The 15,475-nt window shown below is 67.8% G+C and carries 13 protein-coding genes and 1 riboswitch; of the genes, 5 read left to right on the top strand and 8 right to left on the bottom strand.

The window, feature by feature from the left end; genetic code table 11:
• Positions 1-107 precede the first annotated feature (107 nt).
• The 4 genes from ACFWP7_RS18755 to ACFWP7_RS18740 all read left to right on the top strand — a co-directional run bounded on the left by ACFWP7_RS18755 (position 108) and on the right by ACFWP7_RS18740 (position 4,646).
• On the top strand, positions 108-1,088 hold the full coding sequence (locus ACFWP7_RS18755) for a tetratricopeptide repeat protein (protein ID WP_384382639.1): 981 nt from the start codon (positions 108-110) through the stop codon (positions 1,086-1,088).
• Positions 1,089-1,179: 91 nt separating this feature from the next.
• Positions 1,180-1,830 carry a peptide deformylase gene (gene def, locus ACFWP7_RS18750; protein WP_384382638.1) on the top strand — a complete coding sequence of 217 codons (651 nt, stop codon included), beginning with the start codon at positions 1,180-1,182 and terminating at the stop codon, positions 1,828-1,830.
• Between the two features lie 363 nt (positions 1,831-2,193).
• Positions 2,194-3,279 carry an epi-isozizaene synthase gene (cyc1, locus tag ACFWP7_RS18745; RefSeq protein ID WP_384382637.1) on the top strand — a complete coding sequence of 362 codons (1,086 nt, stop codon included), beginning with the start codon at positions 2,194-2,196 and terminating at the stop codon, positions 3,277-3,279.
• Positions 3,276-4,646, top strand: a complete 1,371-nt coding sequence (locus ACFWP7_RS18740) for a cytochrome P450 (RefSeq protein WP_384382636.1) — start codon at positions 3,276-3,278, stop codon at positions 4,644-4,646. The genes cyc1 and ACFWP7_RS18740 overlap by 4 nt, the downstream gene beginning before the upstream one ends.
• Positions 4,647-4,670: 24 nt before the next feature.
• Here ACFWP7_RS18740 and ACFWP7_RS18735 read toward each other — a convergent pair whose 3' ends face one another.
• Entirely contained in the window at positions 4,671-5,636 is a 966-nt protein-coding gene (locus ACFWP7_RS18735; protein WP_384382635.1) for a GlxA family transcriptional regulator, read from the bottom strand.
• A 184-nt stretch (positions 5,637-5,820) separates the two neighbouring features.
• Here ACFWP7_RS18735 and ACFWP7_RS18730 point away from each other — a divergent pair, with 184 nt between their 5' ends.
• Positions 5,821-6,015: a hypothetical protein gene (locus ACFWP7_RS18730; RefSeq protein ID WP_384382634.1), complete on the top strand. Its 195-nt coding sequence runs from the start codon at positions 5,821-5,823 to the stop codon at positions 6,013-6,015.
• A gap of 91 nt (positions 6,016-6,106) precedes the next feature.
• On the opposite strand, the gene ACFWP7_RS18725 is transcribed toward ACFWP7_RS18730, so the two are convergent.
• The 7 genes from ACFWP7_RS18725 to ACFWP7_RS18695 form a co-directional block, all read right to left on the bottom strand.
• Complete coding sequence (locus ACFWP7_RS18725; RefSeq protein WP_384382696.1) at positions 6,107-7,063, bottom strand: ribonucleotide-diphosphate reductase subunit beta; 957 nt, start codon at positions 7,061-7,063, stop codon at positions 6,107-6,109.
• 53 nt (positions 7,064-7,116) lie between these two features.
• Entirely contained in the window at positions 7,117-9,513 is a 2,397-nt protein-coding gene (locus ACFWP7_RS18720; RefSeq protein WP_384382633.1) for a ribonucleoside-diphosphate reductase subunit alpha, read from the bottom strand.
• A gap of 134 nt (positions 9,514-9,647) precedes the next feature.
• A riboswitch (cobalamin riboswitch) is annotated at positions 9,648-9,794 on the bottom strand.
• A gap of 322 nt (positions 9,795-10,116) precedes the next feature.
• Positions 10,117-11,724: a monocarboxylate uptake permease MctP gene (mctP, locus tag ACFWP7_RS18715; protein WP_384382632.1), complete on the bottom strand. Its 1,608-nt coding sequence runs from the start codon at positions 11,722-11,724 to the stop codon at positions 10,117-10,119.
• Positions 11,721-11,975 carry a DUF3311 domain-containing protein gene (locus ACFWP7_RS18710; RefSeq protein ID WP_384382631.1) on the bottom strand — a complete coding sequence of 85 codons (255 nt, stop codon included), beginning with the start codon at positions 11,973-11,975 and terminating at the stop codon, positions 11,721-11,723. Before ACFWP7_RS18710 ends, mctP begins: the two co-directional genes overlap by 4 nt.
• Positions 11,976-12,104: 129 nt before the next feature.
• Positions 12,105-12,305 carry a CstA-like transporter-associated (seleno)protein gene (locus ACFWP7_RS18705; RefSeq protein WP_384382630.1) on the bottom strand — a complete coding sequence of 67 codons (201 nt, stop codon included), beginning with the start codon at positions 12,303-12,305 and terminating at the stop codon, positions 12,105-12,107.
• The gene (locus ACFWP7_RS18700; protein WP_384382629.1) at positions 12,277-14,415 is read right to left on the bottom strand and encodes a carbon starvation CstA family protein; all 2,139 of its coding nucleotides are present in this window, start codon (positions 14,413-14,415) and stop codon (positions 12,277-12,279) included. The genes ACFWP7_RS18705 and ACFWP7_RS18700 overlap by 29 nt, the downstream gene beginning before the upstream one ends.
• A gap of 114 nt (positions 14,416-14,529) precedes the next feature.
• On the bottom strand, positions 14,530-15,294 hold the full coding sequence (locus ACFWP7_RS18695; RefSeq protein WP_384382628.1) for a GntR family transcriptional regulator: 765 nt from the start codon (positions 15,292-15,294) through the stop codon (positions 14,530-14,532).
• Positions 15,295-15,475 lie beyond the last annotated feature (181 nt).

The raw sequence follows: 15,475 nt of genomic DNA, 5'->3' as shown, positions 1-15,475 counted from the left end.
TCGGGGGCATGGGCCAGCCCAAAGCTGCGCTGTTCTCCAGGGACTCCTCAGGGAACTTTTCGAGGGACCGGCAGGCGGGAATCGCAAGGAACTGGCAGGCGGGAATCGTGAGGATCTTCGGCAAGGGACGACACCGGCCCTCCGCCTCATGGCGGCAGGCCACCGACCGTGCGTTCACGCTGATCGGCGACGGACGGTACGAGGACGCGGGTGCGCTGCTGACACGCGCCGCGGACCTGGAGCCGTGGCTGTCGGAGTCCTGGTTCAACCTGGCGCTGCTGCACAAGTTCCGGCACGACTGGGAGCAGGCGCGGGCGGCCGGACTCAGGGCCGTGGCCCTCCTCGACCGCGAGACGGGCGCACCTGACTGGTGGAACGTGGGCATTGCCGCGACCGCCCTCCAGGACTGGCCGCTGGCCCGCCGTGCCTGGCAGGCGTACGGGCTGCGGGTGCCGGGCGGCGCCGCCGTCTCCGGGGAACCGGTGGGCATGGACCTCGGCAGTGCGGCCGTACGGCTGTCTCCCGAAGGTGAGGCCGAGGTGGTGTGGGGGCGGCGGCTCGACCCCGCCCGCATCGAGGTGCTGTCCATTCCGCTGCCGTCCTCCGGGCGGCGCTGGGGCGAGGTCGTGCTGCACGACGGGGTGCCGCACGGTGAGCGGACGACCGCCGCCGGGCACGCCTACCCGGTGTTCGACGAGATCGAGCTGTGGGCGCCGTCGCCCGTCCCCACCTGGGTGGTCCTGCTCGAAGCGGCCACCGAGGACGACCGGGACGCCCTGGAGCAGCTCGCCGCCGACGCCGGCTTCGCCGCCGAGGACTGGTCGTCATCCGTACGGCTGCTGTGTCGGATGTGCTCCGAGTCGCGCATGCCCTCCGACGAGGGCGACGGTGAGCACCTCGACCCGCACGACCACAGTGAGCCCGGCCATCCGGGGCCGCTGGGCCACCGCACCGACGGGCAGCTGTGGGTGCCGGAGCGTGAGTGCGGTCTTGCCGCGCCCGCCTCGCTGGTGCGCGGTCTGCTCGACGGCTGGGTCGCCGACAGTCCGGACAGCCGGGACTGGCGGGACCTGGAAGAGGTCTGCTGAGCGGTCACCGAGGATCGCCGGGAAGTCACCTTGCCGTCCCCCGTAGGCTGTACCCGCAGATTTCAGGGATTCAGGAAGGCGTACGTCGGTCATGGCGCAGCAGGACACCGATCAGCAGCACACGGGCGTGCTCCCCGTGGACGACGAGGGCTTCGTCCTCGACACCGAGGACTGCGAGGAGCGCGAGGCCGCCTACCGCGAGCGCGGTACCTCGCGGCCGATCACCGTCGTCGGGAACCCGGTGCTGCACAAGGAGTGCAGGGACGTCACCGAGTTCGGCGACGAGCTGACGCAGCTGGTCGCCGACATGTTCGCCAGCCAGCACACCGCCGAGGGCGTGGGCCTGGCCGCGAACCAGATCGGCGTCGACCTCAAGGTGTTCGTGTACGACTGCCCGGACGACGACGGCAAGCGGCACACCGGCGTGGTCTGCAACCCCGTGCTCGTCGAACTGCCCGCCGAGCAGCGCCGCCTGGACGACAGCAACGAAGGCTGCCTCTCCGTGCCGACCGCATACGCGCCGCTCGCACGCCCCGACTACGCCGAGGTCACCGGGCAGGACGAGCGAGGCAACCCCATCAAGGTGCGCGGCACCGGCTACTTCTCGCGCTGCCTCCAGCACGAGACGGACCACCTGTACGGGTACCTGTACATCGATCGGCTCTCCAAGCGTGAACGCAAGGACGCGCTGCGGCAGATGGCCGAGAACGAGCCTCGCTACCCGATCGTGGCGAACGGCTGAGTGCAGCCCTGACGAGCGCCCGAGGCGTTGTGGTGAACGTCTGAGACAGAAAATGTCAGCTGATGCTCGCGATCTCCTGTGAGTCATCGCCATGGGTCTGCCTGTGTGGCGCCTGGTCAGGGACCTCCTGACCAGGCGTCGTTCGTATGTCCGTCGCACGTTCGATCCCATGTGCTCATCAAGTGATCCAGATTCAGTCATACAAGGGGAGATTCTCGGCACCATGGGGTAGTGAGTGGAGCAAATCCGTTCCCAGAACGGTCAGTTGTGGTGCTGAATGGGAAGTGCGGGGATACGCAACGGCGCACGCCCGGCACAGCGGGAGGGGCGCGGCGCCAACAGGCGGCTGAGAGGGGTTTGTTCGTGCATGCTTTCTCACAGAGCACTTCATCGACACCAACAGTGGTCGCGGTCCCACCGGCGCTCTCTCTCCCGGTGATCGAGGCCGAGTTTCCCCGTCAACTCCACCCGTATTGGCCCAGGCTTCAGGAGAACACCCGGGCCTGGCTCCTCGAAAAGCGGCTGATGCCGCCCAACAAGGTCGAGGAATATGCCGACGGCCTGTGCTACACGGACCTCATGGCGGGCTACTACATTGGCGCCCCCGACAAGGTCATGCAGGCGATAGCGGACTACAGCGCGTGGTTCTTCGTCTGGGACGACCGCCACGACCGCGATGTGATCCACCGTCGTCCCGGGGCCTGGCGGACGCTCAGGTTCCAATTGCACGCGGCTCTCGACTCACCGGGGAACCATCTGCACCACAAGGATCCCCTGGTCGCGGGGTTCGCGGACAGCATGGTGCGGCTGTACTCGTTCCTCGGCACGAAGTGGAACGAGCGGTTCGCACTCCACTTCCACGCGGTGATCGAGGCGTACGACCGGGAGTTCCACAACCGGACGTCCGGCACTGTTCCGACGGTCGAGGAATACCTCGAACTCCGTCGGCTGACGTTCGCACACTGGATCTGGACCGACCTTCTCGAACCCAGCGCGGGGTGTGAACTCCCCGTCTCGGTGCGGAATCATCCGGCATACCGGAAGGCGGCTCTGCTCAGCCAGGAATTTGCCGCCTGGTACAACGATCTGTGTTCGCTCCCCAAGGAAATAGCGGGCGACGAGGTCCACAATCTCGGAATCAGTCTCATTCACCATGAGGGGCTGAATCTCGAAGAGGCCGTCACGGAAGTCAGGCGACGCGTCGATGAATGCATCGGTGAATTCTCGGTCGCCGAGAAGGACGTATTGCGGCTCGCGGCCACTCTCGCGAACGGGACAGCGCAGGGCAAGAAATCGAGCGTCGCCCTGAAGGCGTGCGTGGGCAATATGCGGAACTGGTTCAGTTCCGTGTACTGGTTCCACCACGAGTCCGGCCGGTACATGGTCGACAGCTGGGACGACCGCTCCACACCCCCGTACGTCAACAATGAAGCGGCAGGTGAGAAATGACCGTCGAGTCTGTGCGGCCTGAGGTCCCTCGGACGCTGGAGCTGTCCGCCCCACCTCTCGCGGGCGGCGGAGTGCCGGGCCTCGGCCACGGTTGGAAACTGGTCCGTGACCCGCTCGGCTTCCTGGCCCAGCTCCGCGACCACGGCGACGTCGTCCGGCTGAAGCTGGGCCCCAAGACCGTGTACGCGGTCACCACCCCCGAGCTCACCGGGGCGCTCGCGCTCAACCCCGACTACGCGATAGGCGGCCCGCTGTGGGAGTCCCTCGAAGGGCTCCTCGGCAAGAAGGGGGTCGCCACCGCCAACGGGCCGCAGCACCGGCGCCAGCGGCGGACGATCCAGCCCGCGTTCCGGCTCGACGTCATCCCCGAGTACGGGCCGATCATGGAGGAGGAGGCGCGTGCGTTCGCGGCGCGCTGGGAGCCCGGAGGCGCCGTCGACTGCACGTCGGAGTCGTTCCGTGTCGCCGTCCGGATCGCGGCCCGCTGCCTGCTGCGCGGCCAGTTCATGGACGAACGGGCCGAGCGGCTGAGCATCGCGCTCGCCACCGTCTTCCGCGGCATGTATCGGCGCATGGTCATCCCGGCGGGACCGCTCTATCGGCTGCCGCTTCCGGCCTACCGCAAATTCGATCGCGCATTGGCCGATTTGCACGCACTTGTCGACGAGATCATCGTCGAACGTCGCACATCTGGTCAAAAGCCGGACGATTTGCTGACAGCATTGCTGGAAGCGAAGGACGACAACGGTGACCCCATCGACGAACAGGAGATCCACGACCAAGTCGTCGCGATCCTCACCCCCGGCAGCGAAACCATCGCGTCCACGGTCATGTGGCTGCTGCAAGTCCTCACCGCGTATCCGGAACAGGCGCGGCGGATCAGCGAGGAGGTCGAATCCGTCACGGGTGGCCGACCTGTGGGATTCGGTGACGTCCGGAAGCTGTCGCACACGAACAATGTCGTCGTCGAGGCGATGCGTTTGCGTCCGGCCGTATGGATATTGACGCGGCGGGCGGTGACCGAAACCGAGCTGGGCGGCTATCGCATTCCGGCCGGTGCCGACATCGTCTACAGCCCGTACGCGGTCCAGCGCGACCCGCTGTCGTACGAGCGGCACCTCGAATTCGACCCCGACCGTTGGCTTCCGGAACGGTCCAAGGACGTGCCGAAGCACGCGATGCGACCGTTCAGCGTCGGCAACCGGAAGTGCCCGAGCGACCACTTCTCGATGGCCCAGCTGACCCTCATCACGGCGACGGTCGCGTCCAGGTGGCGCTTCGAGCGGGTGTCCGGCTCCAATGACGCGACACGCGTCGGCATCACCCTGCGGCCGCACCGGCTGCTGCTGAAGGCCCTTCCGCGCTGATCCCGCGTCCGTACTGGCGCACGTTCAGGCAGCCTGCGGGCCCCTGAACGTGCGCCGGTACGCCTGCGGGGTCGTCCCCAGACTCCGTACGAACTGATGGCGCAGCGCCGCCGCGTTCCCGAACCCCGTGCGGCCCGCGATCGCGTCCATTGTCTCGTCCGACGCCTCCAGGAGGTCCTGGGCAAGCAACACCCGCTGGCGCAGGATCCAGCGGTAGGGCGTGGTGCCCGTCTCCTGCTGGAAGCGGCGCGCGAAGGTGCGGGGCGACATGTGGGCGCGGGCCGCGAGCTGTTCGACGGTCACCTCCTCGTCCAGGTGGCGCTCCATCCACACCAGCACCTCGCCGACCGTGTCGCACTCGCTGCGCGGCAGCGGTCGCTCGATGTACTGGGCCTGGCCCCCGTCGCGGTGCGGCGGCACCACCATGCGCCGTGCGATGGCGTTGGCGACCTCCGGCCCGTGTTCCTTGCGCACGATGTGCAGGCAGGCGTCGATCCCGGAGGCCGTGCCTGCCGAGGTGATCACCGGGTCCGCGTCGACGTACAGCACGTCCGGCTCGACGATCGCGCGCGGATACTGCCGGGCGAGCATCTCGGCGTGATGCCAGTGCACGGCGCAGCGCCGCCCGTCCAGGAGCCCGGCCGCGCCGAGCACGAAGGCCCCGGAGCAGACACTGAGCACCCGGGCGCCACGGTCCACCACCCGGCGCAGGGCGTCGAGCAGCTCGGGCGGATAGTCGCGTACGGCGTAGGCCCTGCCGGCCGGTACGACGACCAGGTCGGCCTCCTCGAGGCGGTCCAGGCCGTAGGGAGTGGAGACCGTCAGTCCGGGGACATGGGTGCCGAGCGTCGACCCCTCGGCCGAGACGGCCGCGAAGTCGTACACGGGCAGCCCCTCGTCGCCGCGGTCGAGACCGAACACCTCGCAGACGACGCCGAGTTCGAAGGGGTGTACGCCGTCGAGCAGGGCGACGGCCACGTTCTTCAGCACGACTTCACCTCGTCCGGTGGTTCGGTCCGGCCTGTCCGGCGTCCTCGGCCGGGAGTCCGGGAGTTGGTCCCCGGGCAGGCACAGCAGGGGGTTTACCAGTGTGCCTCAGAAGTGGCAGTAATTCGAGGGTGTGCGGCAGTCCTGCCACTGACCCCGGCGGGCGATCGGCGCGACAGTGGAGGACATGAACGCACTCACAGACACACTCACCGTCCTCGGAATCCTCCTGGTCCTGGCCCTTCCCGCACTGGTCGGATACGCCCACGAATGGCGTATCGACCGGCAGCTCCGGGCGGCGGCCGTGCGCCGGTCCGGCCAGCCCTCGGCCGAGCGTGACCTGCGCGGTCTCACCACGAACGATGTCGCGCGTGCGGCGTGAGCGGCGACGAAAAAGCGGCATGAGACGCAAAGAAAAAAGTGACCGCCCCCGGCCTCACGGCCCGGGGCGGTCCCTGTGACAGCGGTAGTTCCTAGAAGTCCTCGTCCAGATCGACGGTGCCTTCCACCGCCACCTGGTACGCGGACGCGCGGCGCTCGAAGAAGTTCGTCAGCTCCTGGACGCCCTGGAGCTCCATGAACGAGAACGGGTTCTCCGAGCCGTACACCGGGGCGAAGCCCAGGCGCTGGAGGCGCTGGTCGGCCACGCACTCCAGGTACTGGCGCATCGAGTCGGTGTTCATGCCCGGCAGACCCTCACCGCACAGATCGCGCCCGAACTGCAGCTCGGCCTCGACGGCCTCCCGCAGCATGTCGGTCACCTCCTGCTGAAGCTGCTCGTCGAAGAGCTCCGGCTCCTCCTTGCGGACGGTGTCGACGACCTCGAACGCGAAGGACATGTGCATCGTCTCGTCGCGGAACACCCAGTTGGTGCCGGTCGCCAGGCCGTGCAGCAGACCCCGGCTGCGGAACCAGTAGACGTACGCGAAGGCGCCGTAGAAGAAGAGCCCCTCGATGCACGCGGCGAAGCAGATCAGGTTGAGCAGGAAGCGGCGGCGGTCGGCCTGGGTCTGCAGGCTGTCCAGCTTCTCGACCTCGTTGATCCACTTGAAGCAGAACTCGGCCTTCTCGCGGATGGAGGGGATGTTCTCCACCGCGTCGAAGGCGGCCGTGCGGTCGTCCGGGTCGGGCAGGTAGGTGTCCAGCAGCGTCAAGTAGAACTGGACGTGCACCGCTTCCTCGAAGAGCTGGCGGCTCAAGTACAGCCGCGCCTCGGGGGAGTTGATGTGCTTGTAGAGGGTCAGCACCAGGTTGTTCGCCACGATCGAGTCGCCCGTCGCGAAGAACGCGACCAGACGGCCGATCATGTGCTGCTCGCCCTCCGACAGCTTCGCGAGATCGGCGACGTCCGAGTGGAGGTCGACCTCCTCGACACTCCAGGTGTTCTTGATGGCGTCCCGGTAGCGCTCGTAGAAGTCGGGGTAGCGCATGGGGCGGAGGGTGAGTTCGAAGCCCGGGTCGAGAAGGTTCTTCTGGGGGGTACTCACTGGCAGGCCTCGCAGGAATCGGGGTTTTCGAGGGAGCAGGCGACGGCGTCCTCGTCGGGGGTCGCCTGCACGGGGATGGTCTTCTCGGGCTGCGCCTGCGCCTGTGCCGCGCGGGCGATGCGGGTCGCCGGGCGGGAGCGCAGGTAGTACGTCGTCTTCAGGCCCGACTTCCAGGCGTACGCGTACATCGAGGAGAGCTTGCCGATGGTCGGCGTCTCCAGGAAGAGGTTCAGGGACTGCGCCTGGTCGAGGAACGGGGTGCGGGCCGCGGCCATGTCGATCAGGCCGCGCTGCGGGATCTCCCACGCCGTGCGGTACAGGTCGCGGACGTCCTGGGGAACCCAGGTGAAGCCCTGCACCGAGCCGTTGGACTCGCGCAGCGCCTCCCTCGTCTGCGCGTCCCACACGCCGAGCTTCTTCAGCTCAGCCACCAGGTAGGAGTTGACCTGGAGGAACTCGCCGGAGAGCGTCTCGCGCTTGAACAGGTTCGACACCTGCGGCTCGATGCACTCGTAGACGCCCGCGATGGAGGCGATGGTGGCGGTGGGCGCGATCGCGAGGAGGAGCGAGTTGCGCATACCGGTCTTGGCGATACGTTCCCGCAGGGTCGTCCAGCGCTCGGGCCAGGTGAGTTCGGTGTCGTAGTGGTCCGGGTGCAGGACGCCACGGGCCGTACGGGTCTTCTCCCACGCGGGGAGCGGGCCGTTGCGCTCGGCGAGGTCCGCGGAGGCCTCGTACGCGGCGAGCATGACGCGCTCGGCGATACGGGTGGAGAGCGCCTTGGCCTCCGGCGAGTCGAAGGGCAGCCGCAGCTTGAAGAAGACGTCCTGGAGGCCCATCGCGCCGAGGCCGACCGGGCGCCACCTGGCGTTGGAGCGGCCCGCCTGCTCGGTCGGGTAGAAGTTGATGTCGACCACGCGGTCCAGGAAGGTGACCGCGGTGCGGACGGTCTCGTCCAGACGCTCCCAGTCGATGTCACCGGCCGTCGTGTCGACGAACGCGCCCAGGTTCACCGAGCCCAGGTTGCAGACCGCCGTCTCGCCGTCGTCCGTGACCTCCAGGATCTCCGTGCAGAGGTTCGAGGAGTGGACGGTGTGGCCCGGCTCCGCCGTCTGGTTGGCGGTGCGGTTGGCGGCGTCCTTGAAGGTCATCCAGCCGTTGCCGGTCTGCGCGAGGGTGCGCATCATGCGGCCGTAGAGGTCACGGGCGGGAATGGTCTTCTTGGCGAGCCCCGCTTCTTCCGCCTTGCGGTACGCCGCGTCGAACTCGTCGCCCCACAGGTCGACCAGTTCGGGCACGTCGGACGGGGAGAAGAGGGACCAGCGGGCGTTCTCGTTCACCCGGCGCATGAACTCGTCCGGGATCCAGTGCGCCAGGTTCAGGTTGTGCGTACGGCGGGCGTCCTCACCGGTGTTGTCGCGCAGCTCCAGGAACTCCTCGATGTCGGAGTGCCAGGTCTCCAGGTAGACCGCGGCCGCGCCCTTGCGCCGGCCGCCCTGGTTCACCGCGGCGACCGAGGCGTCGAGGGTCTTCAGGAACGGGACGATGCCGTTGGAGTGCCCGTTCGTGCCGCGGATCAGTGAACCGCGTGAGCGGATACGGGAGTACGACAGGCCGATGCCGCCCGCGTGCTTGGAGAGGCGCGCGACCTGGTGGTAGCGGTCGTAGATGGAGTCCAGCTCGTCCAGCGGGGAGTCGAGGAGGTAGCAGGACGACATCTGGGGGTGGCGCGTACCGGAGTTGAAGAGGGTGGGGGAAGAGGGGAGGTAGTCGAGGCGGCTCATGAGGCGGTAGAGGGCCGCGACCTCGTCGAGGGCGCGGGTCGTGTCGTCCTCTGCGAGGCCCGACGCCACGCGGAGCATGAAGTGCTGGGGCGTCTCGACGACCTTGCGGGTGATCGGGTGGCGCAGGAGGTAGCGGCTGTGCAGCGTGCGCAGGCCGAAGTAGCCGAAGCGGTCGTCGCCTTCAGTGTCGATCAGTGCGTCCAGGCGGGCGGTGTGCAGGCGTACGAAGTCCGCTGTGCGGTCGGCGATGAGGCCCTCGCGATGGCCGACGGTGACCGAGTCGGAGAAGGTCCGCACGCCCTGAGAGGCGGCTTCCGCCGCGATACTGACCGTCAGGAGCCGGGCGGCCAGCCTGGAGTAGACGGGGTCCTCGGAGATCAGGCCCGCCGCGGCCTCGGTGGCCAGTTCGCGCAGCTCCGCAGCGATTTCGGAGGCCCCCCGTGCGGAGCGGCCGCGCAGCGCGGCGGCGGCGACCCGGCCGGGGTCGGCGCCGGAGAGGTCGGCGGTGAGGTCGGTCAGGGTCCGCAGCAGTGCGGTACCGGGGCCGTCCGTCTCCACCGGGGCCTGCTGCGTAGTCGCTGAGGCCGGGTCGACTGGCGCGATGGTCACGTGGGGCTCTCCCTCGCTGGGCACGGGGCCTTGGGGAGGGTGGCGGGGCACACGAGCGCACGCTCTTGGGCAGCGATGCGCCGCGTCCACCGGCCCATTCCGCGAGGCCCGGACGTCATGTCACCCGGGCCGGCTGGCCGGGGCGCACTGTCGGCAGGTCCTCGGACTTGACTCCATACGCGAACGAACGCGCATAAGTACACCGTTGCGGGACAGTTCCGGATTTGCACCGGATTCCCCTGCGGCGACAGCGAGCATGAGCATACATCTTGTGTCGGGTAGCGGTGGCACCCCCACATGTTGTGTCGGGTGGTTGGCTGCCGGGGGTTCGTCGTGGGTCGGGGCCGTACCGGAGCATCCGTCCTCGGTCAGGCGCGGAATCGGTCGGCCATGAGGGGGGCGGCGTTGACGCGCCAGCCGCTGCGGGCGGACGTTCCGGCACGTCCCCTTCTGCCGGGGAGGGGGCATCTTTTAGCCCGTCCGGCGTTTGAGGACGAGGCCGTTCAGGCCGATAGCGGGGGTCTGGGGGCGCAGCCCCCAGGTACGGGACGGGTAGGGGCGGAGGGGGCGAAGAAGATCTCCCTCTCCGCCCCCCGCCGGTGGTTAGTGCGTTGTTCCCGCCGTCGCCGGCGGGAGTTCCACCTGTACGCCCTTGTCGCCGGCGTCTGCCGTGTAGTCCTCGGGGCTTGTCTCGTCGATGCCGTCGGGGGCGTTGAAGGCGCGGAGGGCGAAGGTGAGGATCACGGTCACCACGACGTTCAGGACGAATGCCGTCAGGCCGATGTAGCCGATCTCACCGATGCCGGGGATCTCCTTGGAGCTGCCGCCGAAGTGCTTCTGCGTGGGGGAGGCCACGCCGTACGCGGCGAGGGTGCCGTAGAGCATGCCGACGGCCCAGCCCGCGAGGAGGGCCCAGCGGTGGAACCAGCGGGTGAAGAGGCCGCCGACCAGGGCCGGGAAGGTCTGCAGGATCCAGATGCCGCCAAGGAGCTGAAAGTTGATGGCGACCGTCTTGTCCATGGTGAGGACGAAGACGAGGGCGCCGACCTTCACGAGGAGGGAGACCAGCTTGGAGATCTTCATCTCCTGCGCGGGAGTGGCGTCCGGCTTGATGAAGTCCTTGTAGATGTTCCGGGTGAAGAGGTTCGCTGCCGCGATGGACATGATGGCGGCGGGGACCAGGGCGCCGATGCCGATCGCCGCGAAGGCCACGCCCGCGAACCAGTCCGGGAACATGTTCTCGAAGAGCTGGGGGATCGCCAGCTGGGCGTTCTCCACCTTCACCCCGGCCGCGATCGCCATGAAGCCGAGCAGGGCCAGGAGGCCCAGCATGAGGGAGTACAGAGGGAGGATCGTGGTGTTGCGACGGATCACCTCGCGGCTGCGGGAGGAGAGCGTCGCCGTGATCGAGTGCGGGTACATGAACAGGGCCAGCGCCGAGCCGAGGGCGAGGGTGGCGTACGTCCACTGGCCGGCCTCGGCCGGGACGGTCCCGCCCGCGCCTGCTGCCGTGTACTTGTCGTTCGCCGCCTTGAAGATCTCGTCGAAACCGCCCAGCTTGATCGGGATGTAAATGATGGCCACCGCGATCACGATGTAGATCAGGGTGTCCTTCACGAACGCGATCATGGCGGGGGCCCGGAGGCCCGAGGAGTAGGTGTACGCCGCCAGCACGCCGAAGGCGATCAGGAGGGGGAGGTCCTTGACGAACCAGTTGGTGTCGTCGCCGCCTCCTACGCCCATGACGTCCAGGACCGCCTGGATGCCGACCAGTTGGAGTGCGATGTACGGCATCGTGGCGAGGATGCCGGTCACGGCTACGGCCAGGGACAGGCCCTTTGAGCCGAAGCGGCCGCGTACGAAGTCCGAGGTCGTCACGTAGCCGTGCTTGTGCGAGACCGACCAGAGGCGGGGGAGGAAGGTGAAGATCAGCGGGTAGACGAGGATCGTGTACGGCACGGCGAAGAAGCCGGCCGCGCCCGCCGCGTAGATCGCGGCCGGTACGGCGACGAAGGTGTACGCCGTGTAGAGGTCGCCGCCCAGCAGGAACCAGGTGACCCAGGTGCCGAACGACCGGCCGCCCAGGCCCCATTCGTCGAGGCTTTCGTCGGCTGCCCTGCGCCAGCGTGCGGCCAGGAAGCCCATGACCGTGACGGCCAGGAAGAAGAAGATGAAGACGGCGAGTGCGACGCCGTTCACGCCGTCGTTCATGCTCCGGCACCCCTCTTACGGGCGCGCTGGTCACGCTGCCACAGCTTGTACGCGGTCATGGTGAGGGCGGCCGAGATGAACACCCAGAGCATCTGGTACCAGTAGAAGAACGGGATTCCGATGAAGGCCGGGTCGGTCTTGGCGTACGAACCGACCCACAGCATCGCCACGAACGGCGCGAGCAGGCAGAGACCGATCACCACCCGGACCGGTGTCACCACCGGTGGCTTCACTTCAGGCGCATCTGACATATGGCGGCTCCGTCCCCTCGCTGATCACCTGTGTAACGCGCAGGCAATCTAGGCGACGAGGTCAGGTAAGCGGAACCCCTGTCCGTATGTCAGTCGGCAAATGGCGTCCGGATAGCCGTATATGCGTCCTCAGCAGCAGCGGAACCCCTGCCGGGGGTCCTTGTCCCGGCGGTCCGTTCGCATCCGCTCGAACTCGCGCCGGGTGGGGAGGAGAGCGGCAGGGTGGTCTTCTCGGATGTGCGCGATATGGCGGTCGTAGGATGATTCATCTGTCAATTCCCTTACGTACCAACGGATTCCGTTAATCGCTCTGTGCAGCGCCGACCGCATCGCGTTCCTCCGCCTTCTCCTGTTTGGTCGGGATCAGACCGGCCGGTGCGATGATCTTCGACTTCACGTACGGTGCCTCGGTCAGGGTGGAGAGCGCGGGGCGGCGTACGTGGCGGATGCAGACCCGGGCCGCGTCCGCGATCACGACGATGACCAGGACGGCCAGGACCGCCGCGAGGACGCCGTCCACCGTGGAGTTGGTGACGACCGTGTGCATGTCGTCCATGTTCTTGGCCGGTGGCAGGACCTTGCCCGCGTCGATGCCGTCCTGGTACACCGAACGCTGCTGGAAGAAGCCCACGCGCGGGTCGCCGGAGAAGACCTTCTGCCAGCTCGCGGTGAGGGTGACGACCGCGTCCCAGAGGAGTGGAATCCCGGTTACCCAGGCCCACTTGAGGCGTCCGGATTTCACGAGGAGTGTGGTGCAGACGGCCAGCGCGACCGCGGCCAGCAGCTGGTTGGAGATGCCGAAGATCGGGAACAGCTGGTTGATGCCGCCCAGTGGTTCGTGGACGCCGACCCAGAGGAAGTAGCCCCACAGGGCGCACACGACGCCGCTCGTGATGACGAGGCCGGGCTTCCAGCTCACGTTCCTGAAGGGCCGGTAGACGTTGCCCAGCATGTCCTGGAGCATGAACCGGCCCACACGCGTGCCCGCGTCGAGGGCGGTCAGGATGAACAGCGCCTCGAACATGATCGCGAAGTGGTACCAGAAGGCTCTGAGGCTCCCTCCGGTGACCTGGGAGAAGATCTCCGAGACACCGAGGGCCAGGGTGGGCGCGCCGCCGGTGCGGGAGAGCAGGGTTGCCTCTTCTACCTGTTCGGCTGCCTTCGCCAGGTCCGCGGGCGAGATGGTGTAGCCGAGGTTCGCGACCGCCTGGGACGCCGATTCGACGGTGCTGCCGATGACCCCGGACGGCGCGTTCATCGCGAAGTACAGACCCGGGTCGATGATGCTGGCGGCGACCAGCGCCATCACGGCGACCGACGACTCCATGAGCATGGAGCCGTACCCGATCATGCGGATCTGCGTCTCTTTCTGGATCATCTTCGGTGTGGTGCCGCTCGATATGAGCGAGTGGAAGCCCGACAGCGCGCCGCACGCGATGGTGATGAAGACGAACGGGAACAGCGAGCCCGCGAAGACCGGGCCGTCGCCCCGCGAGGCGAAGTCCGTGACCGGGTCCATTTTGAGTGTTGGCAGGGCTATGACCACGCCGAGGGCGAGCAGTGCGATCGTGCCGATCTTCATGAAGGTGGAGAGGTAGTCGCGGGGTGCCAGGAGCATCCAGACGGGCAGGATCGAGGCGATGAAGCCGTACGCCACCATCCAGACGACCAGGGTGGCGGGGGCGAGGGTGAAGGTGTCGGCCCAGGAGGATTCGGCGACCCAGCGGCCCGCGATCAGCGCGAGCAGCAGCAACGCGACGCCGATCAGCGATACTTCGGAGACCCGGCCCGGCCGCACCACCCGCAGGTAGAAGCCCATCAGGAGTGCGATCGGGATGGTCATCGCGATGGAGAAGGTGCCCCACGGCGACTGCGCGAGCGCGTTGACGATGACCAGAGCGAGTACGCCGAGCAGGATGATCATGATGGCGAAGGTGGCGACCAGCGCGGCGGCCCCGCCGAACGGGCCGATCTCCTCGCGGGCCATCTGGCCCAGCGAGCGGCCGTCGCGGCGCGTGGAGAAGAACAGGACGACCATGTCCTGGACCGCCCCCGCGAAGATCACGCCGACGATGATCCAGATGGTGCCGGGCAAGTAGCCCATCTGCGCGGCCAGTACGGGGCCGACGAGCGGGCCCGCGCCCGCGATCGCCGCGAAGTGGTGGCCGAGCAGCACGCGCCGGTCGGTCGGATGGAAGTCGATGCCGTCGTTCAGCCGCTCCGCCGGGGTCGCCCGGGTCCCGTCGAGCTTGAGCACCTTGTAGGCGATGAACTTCGAGTAGAAGCGATAGGCGATGGCGTACGAGCAGAGCGCGGCGGCGACCATCCAGGCGGCCGACACCTCCTCGCCCCGCGCGAGCGCGAGTACGGACCAGCCCGCGGCACCGATCAGCGCGACGAGGGTCCAGATGACGATGGATCGAGTGTTCGCGGTGCGCACCGGGTCGTCCTCCCGTCCATGCGATGACGGGAGGACCGTAGAACAGGAAGAGGAGCAGCGCTACACCTCCTGCATCACCCCAAGTGGTTTATTCCTGGGGGTGCTTGAGCGTTGCTAGTCCTGCGGGCGCTTCAGGCGTGCCACGAACTTGTACCGGTCGCCCCGGTACACCGACCGCACCCACTCCACCGGCTCGCCGTGTCTGTCGAGCGAGTGGCGGGAGAGCATCAGCATGGGCAGCCCGACGTCGGTGCCGAGCAGGCCGGCCTCACGCGGGGTGGCCAGCGAGGTCTCGATGGTCTCCTCGGCCTCGGCGAGGTGGACGTCGTACACCTCGGCGAGTGCGGTGTAGAGCGAGGTGTACTTGACGAGCGACCTGCGCAGGGCGGGGAACCTCTTCGCCGACAGGTGGGTCGTCTCGATCGCCATCGGTTCGCCGCTCGCCAGGCGCAGTCGCTCGATGCGCAGGATGCGGCCGCCGGCGGTGATGTCGAGCAGGCCGGCGAGGGTCTCGTCGGCGGTGATGTAGCCGATGTCCAGGAGCTGCGAGGTGGGTTCGAGGCCCTGGGCGCGCATGTCCTCGGTGTACGAGGTGAGTTGGAGCGCCTGGGAGACCTTCGGCTTGGCGACGAACGTGCCCTTGCCCTGGATGCGTTCGAGGCGGCCCTCGACGACCAGTTCCTGGAGGGCCTGACGGACGGTCGTGCGGGAGGTGTCGAACTCCGCGGCCAGCGTGCGCTCGGGCGGCACCGGGGTGCCCGGCGGGAGCGTCTCCGTCATGTCGAGCAAATGTTTCTTCAGGCGGTAGTACTTGGGCACGCGCGCGGTACGGATGGGGGCCCCACCCTCGTTCTCCGCACTGCTGACGTCGGTGCTCATGTCCTGCCTTCCCGGCTCCGGTGCCGAAGCGACCGACCTACCCGATCGGCCACGGCTCACATCGTGGCACGGCTTGCCGTGCGAGTATCCCCCCGCACGCTCCGTGATCCCCTCTTATACCGTCGGCGTTCATGGTTGGTCTAGTCCATCGGTCGCGGACCGGCCGCGCGTACGTGTGAAC

It is taken from the genome of Streptomyces sp. NPDC058470 (assembly GCF_042721055.1).
In the GTDB taxonomy this organism is placed as follows: Bacteria; Actinomycetota; Actinomycetes; order Streptomycetales; family Streptomycetaceae; genus Streptomyces.
Note: the sequence above shows the minus strand (reverse complement) of the source record. Positions and strands in the feature narration are given on the sequence as shown.

What these genes read in the sequence shown, in the direction of transcription:
- ACFWP7_RS18705 (WP_384382630.1), bottom strand. Translation starts at nt 12,305, where the DNA reads ATGCGGTCGGCGCTGCACAGAGCGATTAACGGAATCCGTTGGTACGTA.
- ACFWP7_RS18730 (WP_384382634.1), top strand. Translation starts at nt 5,821, where the DNA reads ATGAACGCACTCACAGACACACTCACCGTCCTCGGAATCCTCCTGGTC.
- mctP (WP_384382632.1), bottom strand. Translation starts at nt 11,724, where the DNA reads ATGAACGACGGCGTGAACGGCGTCGCACTCGCCGTCTTCATCTTCTTC.
- ACFWP7_RS18725 (WP_384382696.1), bottom strand. Translation starts at nt 7,063, where the DNA reads ATGCGCTACCCCGACTTCTACGAGCGCTACCGGGACGCCATCAAGAAC.
- ACFWP7_RS18710 (WP_384382631.1), bottom strand. Translation starts at nt 11,975, where the DNA reads ATGTCAGATGCGCCTGAAGTGAAGCCACCGGTGGTGACACCGGTCCGG.
- def (WP_384382638.1), top strand. Translation starts at nt 1,180, where the DNA reads ATGGCGCAGCAGGACACCGATCAGCAGCACACGGGCGTGCTCCCCGTG.
- ACFWP7_RS18740 (WP_384382636.1), top strand. Translation starts at nt 3,276, where the DNA reads ATGACCGTCGAGTCTGTGCGGCCTGAGGTCCCTCGGACGCTGGAGCTG.
- ACFWP7_RS18695 (WP_384382628.1), bottom strand. Translation starts at nt 15,294, where the DNA reads ATGAGCACCGACGTCAGCAGTGCGGAGAACGAGGGTGGGGCCCCCATC.